Consider the following 18,472-nt stretch of genomic DNA (forward strand, 5'->3'; position numbering starts at 1 on the left):
TCCCGCCACGCGTGACCCGAAATCCAGTGCCGCTCACTCGACTCAGTGAAGATCACCCTGAGTGATAAACGCCTTGAATTTGAAGGTGGAGTACCCCGGGTGGGATTCGAACCCACGCTATATGGTGTTTGAGACCATTGCCTCTACCGCTGGGCTACCGGGGCTTCCTTTGAAGCGAAGGCTAGCGTATACCCTCCGTGTCCTAAACATACCGGAGATAGGTAGGCTCTTGGGGCAGCACCTGCCCTGGAACGAGGAGTCCCGTGAGCGCCGCCGAGCCCGTTGACGAGCAGTCGCACGTACCGCCGCTGACCACCCGTGTGGTGATCGCCGAGGACGAGGCTCTGATCAGGCTCGACCTGAAAGAGATGCTCGAGGAGGAGGGCTACTCCGTCGTCGGTGAGGCGGGTGACGGCGAGACGGCCGTGAAGCTCGCCGAGGAGCTGCGGCCGGACCTGGTGATCCTGGACGTGAAGATGCCCGTGCTGGACGGGATCTCGGCCGCGGAGCGGATCGCCAAGGAGAAGATCGCGCCGGTGCTGATGCTGACCGCCTTCTCGCAGCGCGAGCTGGTGGAGCGGGCCCGGGACGCGGGCGCCATGGCGTACCTGGTCAAGCCGTTCAGCAAGAGCGACGTCGTCCCGGCGATCGAGATGGCCGTGTCGCGGTTCACGGAGCTGCGGGCGCTGGAGGCGGAGGTCGCGGACCTGAGCCTGCGGCTGGAGACGCGGAAGCTGGTGGACCGGGCGAAGAGCGTCCTGCAGACGAAGTACGGGCTGACGGAGCCGGCCGCGTTCCGGTGGATCCAGAAGACGTCGATGGACCGTCGCATGACGATGCAGGCGGTGGCGCAGGCCGTGCTGGACGAGGTGGACGGCGCCGCAAAGTAGCGTCGGCCGCGGACCGGGTCAGGCCGCGTGGTCGGGCCAGTCGCGCTGCGGCAGGGGGATGTCCGTCGTGGGCATCCCTTTGTCGTTGGTGACGGCGAGGTGGTCGACGGCGGCGTCGCGGGGGATGTCGAACCACAGGTCGTAGGTGGCGCTGTCGTGGGCCCCGATGTCGATCGTGAGGGGCTGGCGCTTGATCTGCATGGCCTCCCAGTCCATGGCGTGCCGGCTGCCGTCGGTGAGGACGAGCCGGTGGAGGTCGTTGTCGAGGCGCGCGCTGACGGCGTCGTCGACGGTGACGGTGACGCGGATGCGGCAGAGGCGGCCTTCGGCGGGGTGTTCGGCGTGGGTGCCGACGATGACGGCGATGCCGCAACGCAGGGCGAGGGCGCGGAATTCGAGGTTCCCCGCGTGGACGGCCGGTGCGTCGAGGGGGATTTCGAGCTGACGGAGGGGTTGGCCGGTCGGGGGTGGGGAAGGGGTGGGCCATGTCGCGGCGGCGGCGAGGGCCGCTACCGTGGCTCCGGCGAGTGCTCCGGCCAGGGCCGTCAGGGCGGGCCGGCGGGCCAACCGCCGCACAAGGCCGCCAAATCGGACCTTTGACTCCATCTCTCCCCCAGGGGTCGTCCGGTTACCGGTAAGGACCGTTCTGTTTCCGGCACATGACCGAGGTCACCGTCCGATCACATATCTTCCGACGGCCTATCTGAGTGCCTGATCAGCGGATTACATTCCCGCCAACCCGCGTGGAGTTCACGCGGTCGCAATCCGGAGGGCCTACGGCCCGCCGACTCGTAATCTCATTGAGCGGCTCCAGGGGGTCGTAGTGCTCAACAAGAAGCTCGTCAAGCTTGCCATCCCGGTGGCAGTTGGCGCTCTCGCGCTCACCGCGTGCGGTGGCGACAAGGACGACAGCAGCAGTGGCGGCGGCAAGCCGACGTTCTCCATCGGCTTCCAGGGTCCGCTGTCGGGTGACAACAGCGCGCTGGGCATCAACGAGGACAACGGTCTGAAGCTGGCCGTGGAAGAGGCCAACAAGAAGGGCGACCTGCCCTTCACGCTGAAGGTCGTGGACGGCGACGACCAGGGCCTGCCGGACCAGTCGCCCGCTGCGGCCCAGAAGCTGATCGGTGACACCAGCGTCGTCGCCGTCGTCGGCCCCGCATTCTCCGGCCCGACGAAGGCCGCGGGCGGTCTGTACGCCCAGGCGCAGCTCGCCGCGGTGACGCCGTCGGCGACCAACCCGGACCTGACGAACCAGGGCTTCTCCTCGTTCCTGCGCGGTGCGCCGAACGACAACGAGCAGGGTGCCGGCATGGCCGAGTACCTCTCGAAGCACGAGAAGGCCAAGAAGGTCTTCGTCATCGACGACAAGAGCGAGTACGGCGTCGGTCTGGCGAAGGTCGCGATCGACAGCCTGAAGGCCGCGGGCGTCACGGTGGAGACGGACTCCGTCCCGGCGAAGACCCCGGACTACACCGCTGCCGCGACGAAGGTCGTCAACTCCAAGGCCGACGCGCTCATCTACGCGGGTTACTACGCGGACCTGGCTCCGTTCGCCAAGAAGCTGGCCGACGGCGGCTTCAAGGGCATCGGCGTCTCGGGTGACGGCTCCAACGACGCGAAGTTCGTCGAGCTGGCCGGCGCCGCGTCCGAGAAGTGGTTCCTGACCTGCCCGTGCACGGACGCCACGAAGAACGAGAGCACCAAGGCGTTCACCGAGGCGTACACCGCGAAGTTCAACACGCCCCCCGGCACCTACTCGGCCGAGTCGTACGACATCGCGAACCTGATCATCTCCGAGATGAAGAAGCTCGGTAAGGACGTCACGCGCGACAAGCTGCTGGCGGCCCTGAAGGGTGTCAACTACAAGGGCCTGACCAAGGAGTTCGCCTTCGACGACAAGGGTGAGCTGAAGACCAAGAACGTGTACCTGTACCAGGTCGCCGACGGCAAGATCGGCTACCTGGGTGACGTGGCCACCCTCAGCGCCAGCTGACCCGGCAACTGACACCTGAGGTGGGGGGCGTGGGGCGCGGCACGGATTCCGGCCGCCGCCCCGCGCTCCCCATCGCTGTGTCGGACGCGTTTTCGCCGCCCTTCACCGGCTTCAGCAAGGATTCCCACGCACGATGAATCTCTTCCACAACTTCTGGGACTACTTCATCCCAGGCTTGACGACGGGTTCCATGTACGCCGTCATAGCGATCGGGTACACCCTGGTCTACGGCGTGCTCCAGCTCATCAACTTCGCGCACAGCGAGGTCTTCATGATGGGCGGCTTCGGTTCGCTCGTCGTGCTCTCCGAGCTCGCCCCGCAGTCCCCGCACGGGTTCAACTCCGTCGTGTGGGTGATCGTCGGCATGATCGCCGGCGCCCTGGTCGGAGCGCTGACCGCGTTCGGGCTGGAGAAGGCGGCGTACAAGCCGCTGCGCAAGCGCAACGCCCCGAAGCTGGTCTTCCTGATCAGCGCCATCGGTGCGTCGTTCTTCCTGTACAACCTGGCGGGCAAGCTGTGGGGCCGCAACCCCGTGCCGATGCCGGAGCTGTACACCAACGGTGAGGTCTTCAGCGTCTTCGGCACCCCGGTGAAGATCACGCAGCTGATCATCATCGGTTCCGCGGTCGCGATGATGATCGGTCTGGACCTGGTGGTCAACCGCACGAAGATGGGTGCGGGCATCCGGGCCGTGGCGCAGGACGCCGAGACGGCGGGTCTGATGGGTGTCGACATCGACAAGATCATCTCCCGTACGTTCATCATCGGCGGTCTGCTGGGTGGCGCGGCCGGCTTCCTGTACGGCTTCGGCATCTCCGGCCAGGTCTGGTTCACGGTGGGCTTCCTGCCGGGCATCAAGGCCTTCGCGGCGGCGGTGCTGGGCGGTATCGGCAACATCCGTGGTGCGATGCTGGGCGGTCTGCTGCTGGGCATCGTCGAGAACCTGAGCTCCCCGCTCTTCGGCACCCAGTGGATCGACGTGACCGCGTTCGTGATCCTGATCCTGGTGCTGATGTTCCGTCCGACGGGCATCATGGGCGAGCGTCTGGGGAGGTCGGCATGAGCAACGCGACCGCTGCCAAGTCCTTCTCGGTGGACGTGGCGAAACTGCGCCGCAAGGCCTGGTACCAGCAGCCCCGCTGGACACGGCTGCTCGGCATGCTGGTGCTGGGCTTCATCCTGGCGCTGATGACGGGCGAGGACGGCAACCCGGCGGAGAGGCTGTCGGCGTTCACCGGCGCCTTCCAGTCGGCGCGGCTGTGGATCTGCCTGGCCATCATGGTGGGCGTGTGGGCCCTGGTGGAGTTCGGCGCTCCGGTGCGCGACGCGGCCCGGCAGGGTGCGCAGGGTGTCGGCAAGTCGCTGGAGCCGACGCGGGCGATGTTCCGGTCCAACGGCTGGCTGCGGCTGGGCGGACTGGTGGTCGTCCTGGTGCTGGCGATCGTCATCCCGGCGAACACCAGCCTGTTCTGGCAGGAGGTCCTCGTCACGCAGATGGGGATCTTCATGATCATCGCGGTCGGTCTGAACGTGGTGGTCGGCTGGGCCGGTCTGCTGGACCTGGGCTTCATCGCCTTCTACGCGATCGGCGCGTACTCCTGCGCCTTCTGGACCGGCCACATGCCGGTGAAGCCGCCGTTCACGGTGGGCGCGCTGGAGTCGATCCCGTTCGCCATCGTCACCTGTCTGATCGCCGGTGTGCTGCTCGGCGCCCCGACGCTGCGGCTGCGCGGTGACTACCTCGCGATCGTGACGCTGGGCTTCCACGAGATCGTGTACCTGGTCGCGAAGAACTCGGACGGCTTCACGAACGGTTCGCGCGGTGTCATCGGCATCCCGCACCCGTCGATCCACATCGGTCCGATCAACTACGACTGGACGCTGGACCCGCTGCCGTACTGGTACCTGCTGCTGTTCTTCCTGGTGGTGCTGATCTTCCTGTACAACCGCCTGGAGCACTCGCGGATCGGCCGCACCTGGACGGCGATCCGGGAGGACGAGGTGGCCGCCTCCGCGACGGGCATCAACACCGTCCGGTACAAGCTGCTGGCCTTCGCGATCGGCGCGTCGACCTCGGGTCTGGCGGGCGTCGTCTACTCCAGCAAGGTCGGCTTCATCAACCCGGAGAACTTCACCATCGTGCTGTCGGTGCTCGCGCTGGCGTACGTGGTGTTCGGCGGCATGGGCTCCATCGCGGGCGTGCTGTTCGGTGCCGCGCTGCTGGTGTGGCTGCCGAACGCGCTGCGTGACCTGGTGCCGGAGCAGGACCGCTTCATCTACCTGGGTGCGCTGCTCGTCATCATGATGATCTTCCGTCCGCAGGGTGTGATCCCCTCCCGCCGCAGGCAGCGTGAGCTGCACATGGCGGAGGCGGGCATCGGCGACGCCGATGCGATGACCGAGCCGACGGGAGGCGTGAAGTCGTGAACGCGGTGGAGGAAGCGGGCGTGCAGCCCGCGCAGACCGGCGGTGCGGTGCTGCAGGCCCGTGGCGTGACGCTGCGGTTCGGCGGTCTCACCAGCCTGTCGGACGTCAACCTGACGATGCGGCGGGGCGAGATCCTCGCGGTGATCGGCCCGAACGGCGCGGGCAAGACCTCGCTGTTCAACTCCCTGACGGGCGTGTACGTCCCGCAGGAGGGCACGATCACCTTCCATGCGGAGGGCGGTTCCGAGCACAAGCTGCTCGGCGCCAAGCCGTACCTGGTGAACCGTTACGGTGTCGCCCGGACCTACCAGAACATCCGGCTCTTCAGTGCCCTGACGGCGCTGGAGAACGTCAAGATCGCGGCGGAGTCGCGGCAGAAGTCGGGAGCGATCTCGATCATGCTGGGCCTGCCGTGGGCGCGCCGGGACGAGAAGGCCAGCGACGAGCGGGCGCAGGAGCTGCTGTCGTACGTGGGCCTGTCGGGCAAGCACAACGAGCTGGCCGCCAGCCTTTCCTACGGTGACCAGCGGCGTCTGGAGATCGCGCGGGCGCTGGCGACCGACCCGAAGGTGCTGCTGCTGGACGAGCCGGCGGCCGGTACGAACCCGACGGAGAAGCTGGAGCTGGAGCAGCTGATCCGCCGGATCAACCAGGACCTGGGCGTCAGCGTGCTGCTGATCGAGCACGACATGAAGCTCGTGATGTCGGTCGCGGACCGCGTCATGGTGCTGAACTTCGGCAAGGTGATCGCCGAGGGTCTGCCCGAGGAGGTGCAGCGCGATCCCGCGGTGATCGAGGCGTACCTGGGTTCTGCCGACGAGGAGGCCGTGGAGGCCGTCGCGGAGATGGTGGAGATCGTCGAGTCGCACCACGCGGCCGACGCTCCGGAAGTCCCCGCACCGCGTGAGTCCGAGGAGGAGGGCCGATGACCGAGGCCGCCAACTTCGAGAAGGCGACGGACGGTTCCGTCGCCCAGGCCCCGGCGATGCTGGAGCTGGTCGACCTGCAGGTGTTCTACGGCGCGATCCAGGCGCTCAAGGGCATCAACGTGACGGTCCGGCAGGGTGAGGTCGTGGCGCTGCTCGGCGCGAACGGCGCCGGCAAGACGACCACCCTGCGCACGATCTCCGGTCTGCTGCAGCCCCGCCACGGCGAGGTGCGCCTGGGCGGTGAGCGGATCGACGGCGTTCCCGCGCACAAGGTCGTGGAGCTCGGCATCGGCCAGTCGCCGGAGGGCCGCCGTGTCTTCCCGGTGATGACGGTGCTGGAGAACCTTGAGATGGGCGCGTACCGGTTCAAGGGCGTCTCCAAGGACGACCTGGACCGTGTGCTGACGCTCTTCCCGCGCCTGGCGGAGCGGCGTACGCAGCTGGCGGGCACCCTGTCCGGCGGTGAGCAGCAGATGCTGGCCATCGGCCGGGCCCTGATGGGCCGCCCGAACCTGCTGCTGCTCGACGAGCCGTCGATGGGGCTGGCGCCGCTGATCGTCCAGCAGATCTTCGAGATCATCAAGGAGATCAACGACCAGGGCACCACGGTGCTGCTGGTGGAGCAGAACGCCTCGCAGGCGCTGCAGCTGGCCGACCGCGGCTACGTGCTGGAGACGGGCGCGATCGTCATGGAGGACGACGCCTCGGCCCTGCTGTCCGACCCGCGGGTGCGTGCCGCGTACCTCGGTGAGGGCGCGGCGTAGCGTCCGGCGTCGTACGGCGTTTCACACCGCGAGGAGGGCGGCCCCCGGAGGATTCCGGGGGCCGCCCTCCTCGTGCGTCCCGTGCGGGCGGGGGTCAGGCGGTGACGGTGCCCGGCGTGGCCGGGGTGGCCGGGCGCAGCGCGCAGGTGAGGCGCGCGGAGCAGACCCGGCGGTCCTGCTCGTCGCTGATGACGACCTCATAGGTCGCGGAGGAGCGGCCGCGGTGGACGGGAGTGGCGACCCCGGTCACCCGGCCGGAGCGCAGGCCGCGGTGGTGGGTGCAGTTGAGATCGACGCCGACGGCGAGCTTGCCGGGGCCGCCGTGCAGCATGGCGCCGATGGAGCCGATGGTCTCCGCCAGGACCGCGGAGGCGCCGCCGTGGAGGAGCCCGTAGGGCTGGGTGTTCCCCTCGACGGGCATGGTGCCCACGACGCGCTCCGCGGACGCCTCGACGATCTCGATGCCCATGCGGGAGCCGAGGTCGCCGGCGGAGAACAGCGCCACCAGGTCGACGCCGAGTCCGGCGTACTGCTCGATGACCTCCGGGGAGAAAAGGCTGGTCGTGGTCTGCTCGCCCATGGACGGTGGCTCCGATCGTCGTCGTTCGGTGTACTGGCCCGTTTTCTACCGGACGGTCAGTGGGGACCGCCGGGCGGGGTGGTCTGTTCCAGCCGGACGACGACGGACTTGGACGCCGGGGTGTTGCTGGTGTCGGCGGTGTGGTCGAGCGGGACCAGCACGTTGGTCTCCGGGTAGTAGGCGGCGGCGCAGCCGCGGGCCGTCGGGTAGTGGACCACCCGGAAGCCCTCGGCGCGGCGTTCCGTGCCGTCCGTCCACTCGCTGACGAGGTCGGTGTAGGCGCCGTCGGCGAAGCCGAGGGCGGCGGCGTCGTCGGGGTGGACCAGGACGACGCGGCGGCCGCCCTTGATGCCGCGGTAGCGGTCGTCGAGGCCGTAGATGGTGGTGTTGTACTGGTCGTGCGAGCGCAGCGTCTGCAGCAGCAGCCGGCCCTCGGGGACCCGGGGGTACTCCAGGGGGGCGGCGGTGAAGTTGGCCAGCCCGGTGGCGGTGGGGAAGCTGCGGGAGTCGCGCGGGGCGTGCGGGAGGGTGAAGCCGCCGGGGCGGCGCACCTTGACGTTGAAGTCGTCGAAGCCGGGGATCACGCGGGATATGCGGTCGCGGATCCGGTCGTAGTCGCCCTCGAGCTCCTGCCAGGGCACGCGGCTGTCCGGGCCGAGGACGGCGGCGGCGAGGCGGCAGACGATGGCCGGCTCGGACAGCAGCAGGGGGCTCGCGGGTTCCAGGCCGCCGCGGGAGGCGTGCACCATGCCCATGGAGTCCTCGACGGTGACGAACTGCTCGCCGGCGGCCTGGACGTCCCGCTCGGTGCGGCCCAGGGTGGGCAGGATCAGGGCGCGGGCGCCGGTGACCACGTGGGAGCGGTTGAGCTTGGTGGACACGTGCACGGTGAGGCGGGCGCGGCGCATGGCGGCCTCGGTGACGTCCGTGTCGGGTGAGGCGGCGACGAAGTTGCCGCCCATGGCGAAGAAGACCTTGGCGTCGCCGTCGCGCAGGGCGCGGATGGCGGCGACGGTGTCCAGGCCGTGCTCGCGGGGCGGGGCGAAGCCGAACTCCTTCTCCAGGGCGTCGAGGAAGGCGGGGGCGGGCTTCTCGTAGATGCCCATGGTGCGGTCGCCCTGGACGTTGCTGTGGCCGCGGACGGGGCACACGCCGGCGCCGGGGCGGCCGATATTGCCGCGCAGGAGGAGGAAGTTGACGACCTCCTTGATGGTGGGCACGGAGTGCTTGTGCTGGGTGAGGCCCATGGCCCAGCAGACGATGACGCTCTTGGCGCCGAGCACCATGGCGAGGAGTTCGTCGATCTCGGACTGGGGCAGGCCGGTGGCGCGCAGCACCTCGTCGGGGTCGGTGGCGCGGGCGGCGGCGGCACACTCCTGGAAGCCGTGGGTGTGGCCGTCGATGAAGGCCTGGTCGAGGACGGTGCCGGGCGCCTGGTCCTCGGCCTCCAGGAGCGCCTTGTTGAGGGCGCGGAACAGGGCCTGGTCACCGCCGAGCCGGATCTGCAGGAAGAGGTCGGCGAGCGCGGTGCCGCCGCCGGCCAGGCCCTTGGGGGTCTGCGGGTTCTTGAAGCGCTGCAGGCCGGCCTCGGGCAGCGGGTTGACCGTGACGATCTTCGCGCCGCTCGCCTTCGCCTTCTCCAGGGCGGAGAGCATGCGGGGGTGGTTGGTGCCGGGGTTCTGCCCGGCGACGATGATCAGGTCGGCGCGGTAGAGGTCCTCGAGCAGGACGCTGCCCTTGCCGATGCCTATGGTCTGCGCGAGCGCGGAGCCCGACGACTCGTGGCACATGTTGGAGCAGTCGGGCAGGTTGTTGGTGCCGAACTCCCGGGCGAAGAGCTGGTAGAGGAAGGCGGCCTCGTTGCTGGTGCGGCCCGAGGTGTAGAACACGGCCTCGTCGGGGCCCGTCAGGCCGTTCAGCTCGTCGGCGACGATCTCGAAGGCGCGTTCCCAGGGGACGGGCTCGTAGTGGTCGGCGCCGTCCGGCAGGTACATGGGCTGGGTGAGGCGGCCCTGCTGGCCCAGCCAGTAGCCGCTGCGCCGGGCGAGGTCGGCGACGGGGTGCGCGGCGAAGAAGTCCGGGGTGACCCGGCGCAGGGTGGCCTCCTCGGCGACAGCCTTGGCGCCGTTCTCGCAGAACTCGGCGGTGTGCCGGTGCTCGGGCTCGGGCCAGGCGCAGCCGGGGCAGTCGAAGCCGTCCTTCTGGTTGACCTTGAGGAGGGTGAGCGCGGTGCGTCGCACCCCCATCTGCTGCTGCGCGATGCGCAGGGTGTGCCCGATGGCCGTGAGCCCGGCAGCGGCGTGCTGCGGGGCGCTGACCTCGGGTGCGTCCTGGACGGGGTCGCCTGCGGGTGCTTTGCCTGCCATGGCTTCGATCCTGCCACGACAAGGCGGCGGACCGGCAGTGTCGGTCGGGCGTGGGAGGATCGGGGACGTGGCAGCCAAGGCAGAGAAGACGAACGCAGCGACCGGCACCGCACCCCAGGGGGGTGAGCGGCCCCGGTTGCTCCTGCTGGACGGGCATTCGCTGGCGTACCGGGCCTTCTACGCGCTGCCGGTGGAGAACTTCAACACCACCACCGGGCAGCCGACGAACGCGGTGTACGGCTTCGCGTCGATGCTGGCGAACACGCTGCGTGACGAACGGCCGACGCATCTGGCGGTGGCGTTCGACGTCTCGCGGCGCACGTGGCGTCTGGAGGAGTTCCCGGAGTACAAGGCGACCCGGTCCGCGACGCCGGACGAGTTCCGCAGCCAGGTGACGCTGATCGGCGAGCTGCTGGACACGATGAAGGTGCAGCGATTCGCCACGGAGGGTTACGAGGCGGACGACGTGATCGCCACGCTGGCCACGCAGGCGGAGGCGCTGGGGTACGAGGTGCTGATCGTCACCGGCGACCGCGACTCCTTCCAGCTCGTCTCGGACCACGTCACGGTGCTGTACCCGACGAAGGGTGTCTCCGAGCTGACGCGGTTCACCCCGGCGAAGGTCGAGGAGAAGTACGGGCTGACCCCCGCGCAGTACCCGGACTTCGCGGCGCTGCGCGGCGACCCGTCGGACAACCTGCCCGGCATCCCGGGCGTCGGGGAGAAGACCGCCGCCAAGTGGATCACCCAGTTCGGCTCGTTCGCGGAGCTCGCGGACCGCGCGGACGAGGTGAAGGGCAAGGCGGGCGAGAACCTGCGCGCCCACCTGGAGTCGGTGAAGCTGAACCGCCGGCTGACGGAGCTGGTGCGGGACGTGGAGCTGCCCTGCGGGCCGGAGCAGCTGGCACGGCAGGCGTACGACCGGGACGCGCTCGACGTGGTGCTGGACACCCTGGAGTTCCGCCACCCCAACTTCCGGGAGCGGCTGTACGCGGCCGACCCGGGTGCCGCGGAGCAGGGCACGCCGGAGGTCGCCGGCGGTGTGGCCGTCGAGGGCCGCGTGCTGGCCGCGGGCGAGCTGGCGGCTTGGCTGGTGGAGCACGCCGGCGGGCCGCTGGGCGTGGCGACGGTCGACGCGTGGGCGCTGGGCGCGGGCAGCGTGTCCGAGGTGGCGCTGGCGACGGCGGAGGGCCCGGCGGCGTGGTTCGACCCGTCGGCGCTGGACGAGAAGGACGAGCAGGCCTTCGCGGCGTGGCTGGCGGACGCCGCCCGGCCGAAGGTGCTGCACAACGCCAAGAACGTGATGCGGGTCTTCGCCGAGCACGGCTGGAGCGTGGACGGGGTCACGATGTGCACGGCGCTGGCCGCGTACCTGGTCAAGCCCGGCCGCCGCTCGTTCGCGCTGGACGACCTGTCGGTGGAGTACCTGGGGCGGGAGCTGGCCCCCGCGGGCGGCGAGGACGGCCAGTTGGCCTTCGGCGCCGACGAAGAGGCCGAGGCGGACGCCCTGATGGTGCAGGCGCGCGCCGTGCTGGACCTGGGCGACGCGTTCGCCGCGCGGCTGGAGCAGGACGGCGCGCTGCGGCTGCTGCGCGAGGTGGAGCTGCCGACCTCCACGCTGCTGGCGCGGATGGAGCGGGCGGGCATCGCGGCGGACCGCGAGCATCTGGAGCGCCTGGAGCAGCGGTTCGCGGGCGAGGTGCAGCTCGCCGTGAAGGAGGCGCACGCCGCGGTCGGGCACGAGTTCAACCTGGGCTCCCCCAAGCAGCTGCAGGAGGTGCTCTTCGGCGAGCTGGGGCTGCCCAAGACGAAGAAGACCAAGACGGGTTACACCACCGACGCGGACGCGCTGGCGTGGCTGGCGGCGCAGACCGAGCACGAGCTGCCGGTGATCATGCTGCGTCACCGGGAGCAGGCGAAGCTGCGGGTGACGGTCGAGGGGCTGGTCAAGACGATCGCTCCCGACGGGCGGATCCACACCACGTTCAGCCAGATCGTGGCGGCCACGGGCCGGCTGTCCTCGACCGACCCCAACCTGCAGAACGTGCCGGTGCGCACCGACGAGGGCCGGGCGATCCGCCGCGGCTTCGTGGTCGGAGAGGGCTACGAGTCGCTGCTGACCGCCGACTACAGCCAGATCGAACTGCGCGTGATGGCCCACCTTTCGGAGGACGAGGGGCTGATCGCGGCCTTCGACTCCGGCGAGGACCTGCACACCACGGTCGGCAGCTACGTCTTCTCTGTGCCGCCGGAGCAGGTGGACGCCGAGATGCGCCGCAAGATCAAGGCGATGTCCTACGGGCTGGCGTACGGGCTGTCGGCCTTCGGCCTGTCGCAGCAACTGGGCATCGAGGCGGCCGAGGCGCGCGGCCTGATGGAGACGTACTTCGAGCGGTTCGGCGGCGTGCGGGACTATCTGCAGCGCGTGGTGGAGGAGGCCCGGGTCACGGGTTACACCGAGACCTTGATGGGCCGCCGCCGCTACCTTCCCGACCTCACCAGCGACAACCGTCAGCGCCGCGAGATGGCCGAGCGGATGGCGCTCAACGCGCCGATCCAGGGCTCGGCCGCCGACATCGTCAAGATCGCGATGCTGAAGGTGGACGCGGCGCTGGCGCGGGAGGGGCTGCGCTCCCGGATGCTGCTGCAGGTGCACGACGAAATCGTGGTCGAGGTCGCCCCGGGCGAGCGGGCCGCGGTGGAGGAGCTGGTCCGCCGCGAGATGGCCGCCGCCTACCCGTTGCGGGCGCCGCTGGACGTCTCCGTGGGCGTCGGTCCTGACTGGGAGTCGGCGGCCCACTGACCGCCGGTCCCCGGGCCGTCGCGGCGGGCGGCGCGGTGCGTGAGGTGCACCGCGCCGGCGCAGGTCGCGGCGGCCAGGGCGAGCCCTGCCCCGGCGCCGAAGAGGCCGGCCGGGATCATCCCGGCGGCGTCGCCGGTCGCCCCGTACCACTGCTCCGCGCGTACGGCCGCTCCGGCGGCCGTGGTGACGCCGAGGGCGGTCAGGGCGAGCCGCCGGGCCCGGCGCGAGAGCCGGGGCACGGAGGAGGGGCGCTTTTCGGCCGTACCGGGCACGGCCCTCAGGGCGCGCAGCCCGTACCAGCCCAGCAGGGCCAGCGCCACGGCCGAGCTTCCGTACTGGACGTACTTGTGCAGGGCCGTGCCGTGCACCTCGTGGTCGAGCACGGGCAGCAGGCGCACGCCCCACCGCCCGGGGTGGGTGAAGGCGTCCCAGACCACGTGGGTGGTCGCCCCGGCCACGGCCGACGCCCAGAAGGCCGCGACCGTGCGTGGCGAGGGCCGCATGCGGTCGCCGACGCCGGCCAGGGCGGCGATCCCGGCCTGCCGGTGCTCGGGCAGCAGCGCCACGAGGGGGCCGCGCAGCACCGCCCAGCCGCCCACGAGCCCGGCGGCGATGACCGGGTCCACGAGGGCGACGCCCAGCGGGGCGTGGGTGACCTGCCCGAAGCCGAAGAGGCCCCGCACCAGCGAATCGGCGAAGAACGGCACGTCGGGGGCGAAGGAGCCGGCGACGAGGGCGGCCGCGACGAGCGGGCCGCGTCCCCGTACGGTGCCGGCGCGGTCCTGCCGCAGACCCGGCAGCACTGCCAACGCATGACTCATCGTGAACGGCATGCAACCTCTTCCGGAACACATCTGTCTGATCAGTATGCGACGTCCGGGACGGTGGCTCCGTTCGGGAAGTTGCCGTAGGGTCACCAGGGTTGCCACGCAGGGAGACGGGCGACACACGGCTTTCGGGAGGGGCAGCGGGTATGCGAGCGCGGTACGGACGGCGGATCCGCAGGGGAGTCGCGGGCACCGCGGTGGCCGCCGCGGCCATGGCGGCGCTGACGGGTTCCCAGGCCCCCGGACTGCTGCCGGGCATCCTCAACACCAGCGCAGGCGCCCCGATCGTACCCCCGCCCGGCGACCCCATCGACGGCAACTCGTCGGAGTACTTCACCGGTCTCCCGCCGCTCAACACACCCGCTCCCGGCACCTCCGCCACCCCGGGCACCGGGCCGGGGACCGGCACGACCGACGGCACCGGCCTGCCGGTGTCGGTGCTGGAGGCCTACCGCAGGGCCGAGACGGCGCTCGCCGCGAGCGACCCCGGGTGCAACCTGCGCTGGGAGCTGCTGGCCGCGATCGGCCAGGTCGAGTCCAACCAGGCGCGCGGCGGCAACGTCGACTCCGCGGGCACCACGCTCTCCCCCATCCTGGGCCCGGTCCTCAACGGCAACGGCTTCGCGAACATAACCGACACCGACGACGGCGTCTGGGACGGGGACAAGGTCCACGACCGTGCGGTCGGCCCGATGCAGTTCATCCCGTCGACCTGGCAGACCTGGGGCGCGGACGGCAACGACGACGGCGTCACCAACCCGAACAACATATTCGACGCGGCGCTCGCCGCCGGCCGCTACCTGTGCGCGGGCAACCGCGACCTGTCCGTCGAGCACGACCTCCACCGCGCGATCCTGGGCTACAACAACTCGACGGCGTACCTGAACACGGTCCTGTCCTGGTACGACCACTTCCGCGAGGGCGACGTCGTCTCCCTCCCTGACGTGGGCGGCGCGGGCAGCGACACCCCCGACGACCCGCCGTCCTCCACGGCGCCGTCCAGCTCGCCCTCGCCGACGTGGTCCCCGAGCATGAGCGCCTCGCCCCGGCCGACGAAGTCGCCCACGCCGACCGCGACCGCCAGCGGCACGATCGGCCCCCCGTCGGGCAGCCCCTCGCCGACGACCTCGCCCACCGACCCCCCGACGACGGGCCCCACCACCGGCCCGACGGACCCGCCGACCTGCCCGACGGACTCCGCGTCGCCCACGGCGACCCCCACCGACACGGCCTCCCCGTCGCCGTCCGGTTCGCCCGACCCCTGTGCGACGGCCTCCCCCGGCGACAGCCCGTCGCCGACGGCGACGGAGACGGAGGGCGCCACCGCCTCCGGCCCGACCAACTGACGCCGTAGAACCTGTTCTCATTTCAACTCCCGGTTGCTACGGTTCACCGGCCCAGCCGACGTAGCCGTACGACCTGGAGGTACGGCCATGCGCGCAGTCATCGCCGCGGCCATCGGACTCGTCGCCGCGCTCGGGATCGTCCTCCTCGTGTCCGCGGTCGGTCCGCCGGACGGCAGCACGTCCCCCGAGCCGCTGCTCACCACCGTCCCCGCGCACCCGTAGGAGGGCGGTCCCATGCGCCGCAGGTCAAGCCTGGTCCTCCTCTCCCTCGCGGTGTTCTTCGCCGCGCTGTCACCGCTGGTGCGCTGGTACGCCTTCCCCCGGCTGGCGAAGATCCCGGCCGGCCAGTACCAGGCGGTCGTCCTGGAGGCGCGGGACGCCACGCTGCTCGACTACGGGACGATGCGGCCGAAGAAGGTCGCGAAGGTCAGCATCGTGCAGACCCTGAAGGGCAACGTGGAGGAGGCGCATCGGATCGACCGGCTCACCGGCCGGGACGTGGTCGTGTGGGACGGGCTGGCCTACGTGGTGGGCCCGGACGGCGCGATGGTCTCCCAGGTCCCCGAGCGGTATGTCTTCGACGCGCACACGCAGGAGCCCGTCCACGCCGGGGGCGAGAGCGTCGACGGCGATGCCGTCGAACGCCGGGGCGTCGAGTTCAAGTTCCCCTTCCTCACCGAGAAGCGGGACTACTACTACTTCGACGCGCAGGCGCGGAGCTCGGCGCCCATCCACTACCGGGGCACGCGGCAGTTCCGCGGCCTGGAGGTCTACTACTTCGAGCAGACCGTGCCCTGGACCGAGGTCCCGCTGCCCAAGAAGATGCCGGTCGAGGGCGTCACCCCGCAGACCGTCGCGGCGATGGGCATGGAGCGCTGGTACACCACGAAGCGCATGTTCTGGGTGGACCCCGTCACCGGGGCCCCGGTCAACGGGGAGGAGGTCCACCGGGAGGAGATGCGCTTCACCGACGGGAAGCAGCAGCCGATCACCGCGTTCGCCGGGCACGTGAAGATGCGCGAGGACTACGTGCGGCACACCGTCGCCCTGGTGACGTCCCAGCGGCAGGTGGTGCTGGTGATGACCTCCTACCTGCCGTGGGGCTCGCTCCTGCTGGGCGCCGCGCTGCTGTCGCTCGCGCTCGTCCTGGAGGCGCGCGGCCGCCGCCCGGCAGCGGGCGGCGTCGGCGGCCTCAGCGGGGCGAAGGGGAGTCGTCCTGGCCGATGTGGTGCACGCGCACGAGGTTGGTGGTCCCCGAAACGCCGGGCGGCGAGCCCGCCGTGATGACGACGACGTCGCCCTCCTGGCAGCGGCCGATGCGCAGCAGCTGCTCGTCGACCTGCTCGACCATCTCGTCGGTCGTCTGCACCATCGGCCCGAGGAAGGTCTCCACGCCCCAGGTGAGGCTGAGCTGCGAGCGGGTGGCCGGCTCGGGGCTGAAGGCGAGCACGGGGATGGGCGAGCGGTACCGGGAGAGCCGCCGGGCGGTGTCGCCGGACTGGGTGAAGGCCACCAGGTACTTGGCGTCGAGGAAGTCGCCCATCTCCGCGGCCGCGCGCGCGACGGCGCCGCCCTGGGTGCGGGGCTTGTTCTGCTCGGTCAGCGGCGGCAGGCCGGCCGCGAGCATGTCCTCCTCGGCGGCGGCGACGATCCGGCCCATGGTCCTGACCGTTTCGACGGGGTGCTTGCCGACGCTGGTCTCGCCGGAGAGCATGACCGCGTCGGCGCCGTCCATGACGGCGTTGGCGACGTCCGAGGCCTCGGCGCGGGTGGGACGCGAGGAGGCGATCATCGACTCCAGCATCTGCGTCGCGACGATCACCGGCTTGGCGTTGCGCCGGGCCAGGGCGACCGCGCGCTTCTGCACCATGGGCACGGCCTCCAGCGGCATCTCCACGCCGAGGTCGCCGCGGGCCACCATGATCCCGTCGAAGGCGGCGACGATCTCCTCGAGGTTGTCGACCGCCTGCGGCTTCTCGATCTTGGCGATGACGGGTACCCGGCGGTCCTCCTCGCGCATGATGCGCAGCACGTCCTCGGCGTCGCGGCCGCTGCGGACGAAGGACAGCGCGATGATGTCGGCACCGGTGCGCAGCGCCCAGCGCAGGTCCTCGACGTCCTTCTCGGACAGGGCGGGCACGGAGACGGCGACACCGGGCAGGTTGAGCCCCTTGTTGTCGGAGATCAGACCGCCCTCGATGCACAGGGTGCGGACCCGGGTGCCCTCGACGCCGGTGACCTCCAGGGTGACGCGGCCGTCGTCGACGAGGATCCGCTCACCACGCGTGACGTCGGCGGCCAGGCCCTTGTACGTGGTGCCGCAGATCAGCCGGTCGCCCTCGATCTCCTCGGTGGTGATCGTGAACTCGTCACCGCGTTCAAGCAGTACGGGGCCCTCCGCGAAGCGTCCCAGCCGGATCTTCGGGCCTTGAAGGTCCGCGAGGATCCCGACGCTGCGGCCGCTCTCGTCGGCGGCCTTGCGCACGCGCCGGTAACGCTCCTCGTGATCGGCGTGGCAACCATGGCTCATGTTCAGGCGGGCGACGTCCATACCGGCTTCGACCAGGGCCTTGATCTGGTCGTAGGCGTCGGTGGCGGGCCCGAGGGTGCAGACGATTTTTGCTCGGCGCATGGACCGAGCCTATGACCTACTTCACAGTAGGTACCTCGTGGAAGGCGACTGTCCAACGTCAGCCTGATTAACGGTTGTTGACAAGTGGTGAAGTGAGCTGGGGCCCGCTCCGATGAGCACACCGCCGGTGGGGCGGGGCTCAGGCCGACAGGTCGGGCGCCGTCATGGTGAAGTGCGCGGTGACCTGCGCGTACACGTTCTGTCGCTCCGGCTCCATGTCAAGGGCCTGGGCCGTGTCCTCGGCGCCGCCTGGTGCCGCGAAGGCGGCGGTCCGCATCGCAGGACGGGCCCGGAAGGGCGCCGACTGCTGCACCCCCTCGTCGGCCAGCTCGACCAGGGCGACCAGCCGGGCGCCGAGCGCCTCCGCGTACTCGCGGGCACGCTGCACCGCGTCGCGCACGGCCTGCCGGCGGGCCTCGCTGTAGGCCGGGGAGTCGGGCCGCAGCGACCACCAGGGGCCGTCGACACGGGTGAGCTCCAGATCGGCCAGCCGGGTGGTGAGCTCCCCCAGAGCGGTGAAGTCGGTGAGGGTGGCCCCCACGCGCACGCTGCCATGGTACGCCCGTACGCGCTCGCCGCGGCCCCGCTCCCGCAGCTCGGGGGTGATCACGAAGGCCCCGGTCTCCAGCTTCTCGACGGCGTCGGTGTAGCCCTTGACGAGGTCGAGCACCTGCGCGTTGCGCCGGCTGAGGTCGTCCAGCGTGGCACGGCGGTCGGTGCCGCGGGCGCTGACGGTGACGGCGATCCGGGCGAGCTCGGGCTCGACCTCGAGGGTCGCCTCGCCCCGCACCCCCACGTGCGGGGTCTCGGGCGTCGGGTACGTCCTGGCCGGTTCTGTGCTCATGCGTCCCACCTTGCCAGGCCGGTACCGCCGTGACGAGTCATCTGTTCGCAACCTGGCGGGGGTGTTGC

16 protein-coding genes and 1 tRNA gene are annotated in these 18,472 nt (G+C 70.6%); 10 read left to right on the forward strand and 7 right to left on the reverse strand.

The window, feature by feature from the left end; translation table 11 throughout:
- Positions 1 to 91: 91 nt before the first annotated feature.
- A tRNA-Leu gene (locus AC1VWI_RS13685) sits at positions 92 to 164 on the reverse strand.
- Between the two features lie 99 nt (positions 165 to 263).
- Between AC1VWI_RS13685 and AC1VWI_RS13690 the strand changes: the two genes are divergently transcribed.
- Positions 264 to 890 (forward strand): ANTAR domain-containing response regulator, encoded by a 627-nt coding sequence (locus AC1VWI_RS13690; RefSeq protein ID WP_499511266.1) that lies wholly within the window; start codon positions 264 to 266, stop codon positions 888 to 890.
- Between the two features lie 18 nt (positions 891 to 908).
- On the opposite strand, the gene AC1VWI_RS13695 is transcribed toward AC1VWI_RS13690, so the two are convergent.
- Positions 909 to 1,496, reverse strand: a complete 588-nt coding sequence (locus AC1VWI_RS13695) for a hypothetical protein (protein WP_499511267.1) — start codon at positions 1,494 to 1,496, stop codon at positions 909 to 911.
- Positions 1,497 to 1,749: 253 nt separating this feature from the next.
- Between AC1VWI_RS13695 and AC1VWI_RS13700 the strand changes: the two genes are divergently transcribed.
- From AC1VWI_RS13700 to AC1VWI_RS13720, 5 genes are all read left to right on the forward strand, one after another.
- A complete protein-coding gene (locus AC1VWI_RS13700) occupies positions 1,750 to 2,886 on the forward strand; it encodes a branched-chain amino acid ABC transporter substrate-binding protein (protein WP_499511268.1) in 1,137 nt (378 codons plus the stop codon).
- A gap of 133 nt (positions 2,887 to 3,019) precedes the next feature.
- Entirely contained in the window at positions 3,020 to 3,949 is a 930-nt protein-coding gene (locus AC1VWI_RS13705) for a branched-chain amino acid ABC transporter permease (RefSeq protein ID WP_499511269.1), read from the forward strand.
- Positions 3,946 to 5,313, forward strand: coding sequence for a branched-chain amino acid ABC transporter permease (locus tag AC1VWI_RS13710; RefSeq protein WP_499511270.1), 1,368 nt, complete (start codon positions 3,946 to 3,948; stop codon positions 5,311 to 5,313). The genes AC1VWI_RS13705 and AC1VWI_RS13710 overlap by 4 nt, the downstream gene beginning before the upstream one ends.
- Positions 5,310 to 6,242 carry an ABC transporter ATP-binding protein gene (locus tag AC1VWI_RS13715; protein WP_499511271.1) on the forward strand — a complete coding sequence of 311 codons (933 nt, stop codon included), beginning with the start codon at positions 5,310 to 5,312 and terminating at the stop codon, positions 6,240 to 6,242. Before AC1VWI_RS13710 ends, AC1VWI_RS13715 begins: the two co-directional genes overlap by 4 nt.
- Entirely contained in the window at positions 6,239 to 7,006 is a 768-nt protein-coding gene (locus tag AC1VWI_RS13720; protein ID WP_499511272.1) for an ABC transporter ATP-binding protein, read from the forward strand. The genes AC1VWI_RS13715 and AC1VWI_RS13720 overlap by 4 nt, the downstream gene beginning before the upstream one ends.
- A 94-nt stretch (positions 7,007 to 7,100) precedes the next feature.
- Here the strand turns inward: AC1VWI_RS13720 and AC1VWI_RS13725 are convergent, their stop codons facing one another.
- Both AC1VWI_RS13725 and AC1VWI_RS13730 read right to left on the reverse strand, forming a co-directional pair.
- The gene (locus AC1VWI_RS13725; RefSeq protein WP_499511273.1) at positions 7,101 to 7,586 is read right to left on the reverse strand and encodes a PaaI family thioesterase; all 486 of its coding nucleotides are present in this window, start codon (positions 7,584 to 7,586) and stop codon (positions 7,101 to 7,103) included.
- 56 nt (positions 7,587 to 7,642) lie between these two features.
- Positions 7,643 to 9,952, reverse strand: coding sequence for an FdhF/YdeP family oxidoreductase (locus AC1VWI_RS13730; RefSeq protein WP_499511274.1), 2,310 nt, complete (start codon positions 9,950 to 9,952; stop codon positions 7,643 to 7,645).
- Positions 9,953 to 10,019: 67 nt separating this feature from the next.
- On the opposite strand from AC1VWI_RS13730, the gene polA reads away from it, so the two are divergent.
- A complete protein-coding gene (gene polA / locus AC1VWI_RS13735; protein ID WP_499511275.1) occupies positions 10,020 to 12,755 on the forward strand; it encodes a DNA polymerase I in 2,736 nt (911 codons plus the stop codon).
- Here the strand turns inward: polA and AC1VWI_RS13740 are convergent.
- Positions 12,686 to 13,576, reverse strand: a complete 891-nt coding sequence (locus AC1VWI_RS13740; protein ID WP_499511276.1) for a DUF4184 family protein — start codon at positions 13,574 to 13,576, stop codon at positions 12,686 to 12,688. The genes polA and AC1VWI_RS13740 overlap by 70 nt on opposite strands.
- Before the next feature lie 152 nt (positions 13,577 to 13,728).
- Between AC1VWI_RS13740 and AC1VWI_RS13745 the strand changes: the two genes are divergently transcribed.
- The 3 genes from AC1VWI_RS13745 to pgfA all read left to right on the forward strand — a co-directional run bounded on the left by AC1VWI_RS13745 (position 13,729) and on the right by pgfA (position 16,212).
- A complete protein-coding gene (locus AC1VWI_RS13745) occupies positions 13,729 to 14,928 on the forward strand; it encodes a lytic transglycosylase domain-containing protein (RefSeq protein WP_499511277.1) in 1,200 nt (399 codons plus the stop codon).
- Between the two features lie 87 nt (positions 14,929 to 15,015).
- The gene (locus tag AC1VWI_RS13750; protein ID WP_499511278.1) at positions 15,016 to 15,150 is read left to right on the forward strand and encodes an SPW_0924 family protein; all 135 of its coding nucleotides are present in this window, start codon (positions 15,016 to 15,018) and stop codon (positions 15,148 to 15,150) included.
- A 12-nt stretch (positions 15,151 to 15,162) separates the two neighbouring features.
- Positions 15,163 to 16,212, forward strand: coding sequence for a cell envelope lipid trafficking protein PgfA (gene pgfA / locus AC1VWI_RS13755; protein ID WP_499511279.1), 1,050 nt, complete (start codon positions 15,163 to 15,165; stop codon positions 16,210 to 16,212).
- Here pgfA and pyk read toward each other — a convergent pair.
- Positions 16,121 to 17,560 carry a pyruvate kinase gene (pyk, locus tag AC1VWI_RS13760; RefSeq protein WP_499511280.1) on the reverse strand — a complete coding sequence of 480 codons (1,440 nt, stop codon included), beginning with the start codon at positions 17,558 to 17,560 and terminating at the stop codon, positions 16,121 to 16,123. The two genes, pgfA and pyk, sit on opposite strands and share 92 nt — an antisense overlap.
- Before the next feature lie 139 nt (positions 17,561 to 17,699).
- A complete protein-coding gene (locus AC1VWI_RS13765; protein ID WP_499511281.1) occupies positions 17,700 to 18,404 on the reverse strand; it encodes an SIMPL domain-containing protein in 705 nt (234 codons plus the stop codon).
- Positions 18,405 to 18,472: the final 68 nt, after the last annotated feature.

The organism is Streptomyces sp. TOM-9 (genome assembly GCF_056858595.1).

Excerpts from the sequence above, each read along its gene's own strand:
- AC1VWI_RS13695 (WP_499511267.1), bottom strand. The coding sequence starts at position 1,496 with ATGGAGTCAAAGGTCCGATTTGGCGGCCTTGTGCGGCGGTTGGCCCGC.
- AC1VWI_RS13705 (WP_499511269.1), top strand. The coding sequence starts at position 3,020 with ATGAATCTCTTCCACAACTTCTGGGACTACTTCATCCCAGGCTTGACG.
- AC1VWI_RS13710 (WP_499511270.1), top strand. The coding sequence starts at position 3,946 with ATGAGCAACGCGACCGCTGCCAAGTCCTTCTCGGTGGACGTGGCGAAA.
- AC1VWI_RS13720 (WP_499511272.1), top strand. The coding sequence starts at position 6,239 with ATGACCGAGGCCGCCAACTTCGAGAAGGCGACGGACGGTTCCGTCGCC.
- AC1VWI_RS13725 (WP_499511273.1), bottom strand. The coding sequence starts at position 7,586 with ATGGGCGAGCAGACCACGACCAGCCTTTTCTCCCCGGAGGTCATCGAG.
- AC1VWI_RS13730 (WP_499511274.1), bottom strand. The coding sequence starts at position 9,952 with ATGGCAGGCAAAGCACCCGCAGGCGACCCCGTCCAGGACGCACCCGAG.
- AC1VWI_RS13740 (WP_499511276.1), bottom strand. The coding sequence starts at position 13,576 with ATGAGTCATGCGTTGGCAGTGCTGCCGGGTCTGCGGCAGGACCGCGCC.
- AC1VWI_RS13745 (WP_499511277.1), top strand. The coding sequence starts at position 13,729 with ATGCGAGCGCGGTACGGACGGCGGATCCGCAGGGGAGTCGCGGGCACC.
- AC1VWI_RS13750 (WP_499511278.1), top strand. The coding sequence starts at position 15,016 with ATGCGCGCAGTCATCGCCGCGGCCATCGGACTCGTCGCCGCGCTCGGG.
- pgfA (WP_499511279.1), top strand. The coding sequence starts at position 15,163 with ATGCGCCGCAGGTCAAGCCTGGTCCTCCTCTCCCTCGCGGTGTTCTTC.
- pyk (WP_499511280.1), bottom strand. The coding sequence starts at position 17,560 with ATGCGCCGAGCAAAAATCGTCTGCACCCTCGGGCCCGCCACCGACGCC.
- AC1VWI_RS13765 (WP_499511281.1), bottom strand. The coding sequence starts at position 18,404 with ATGAGCACAGAACCGGCCAGGACGTACCCGACGCCCGAGACCCCGCAC.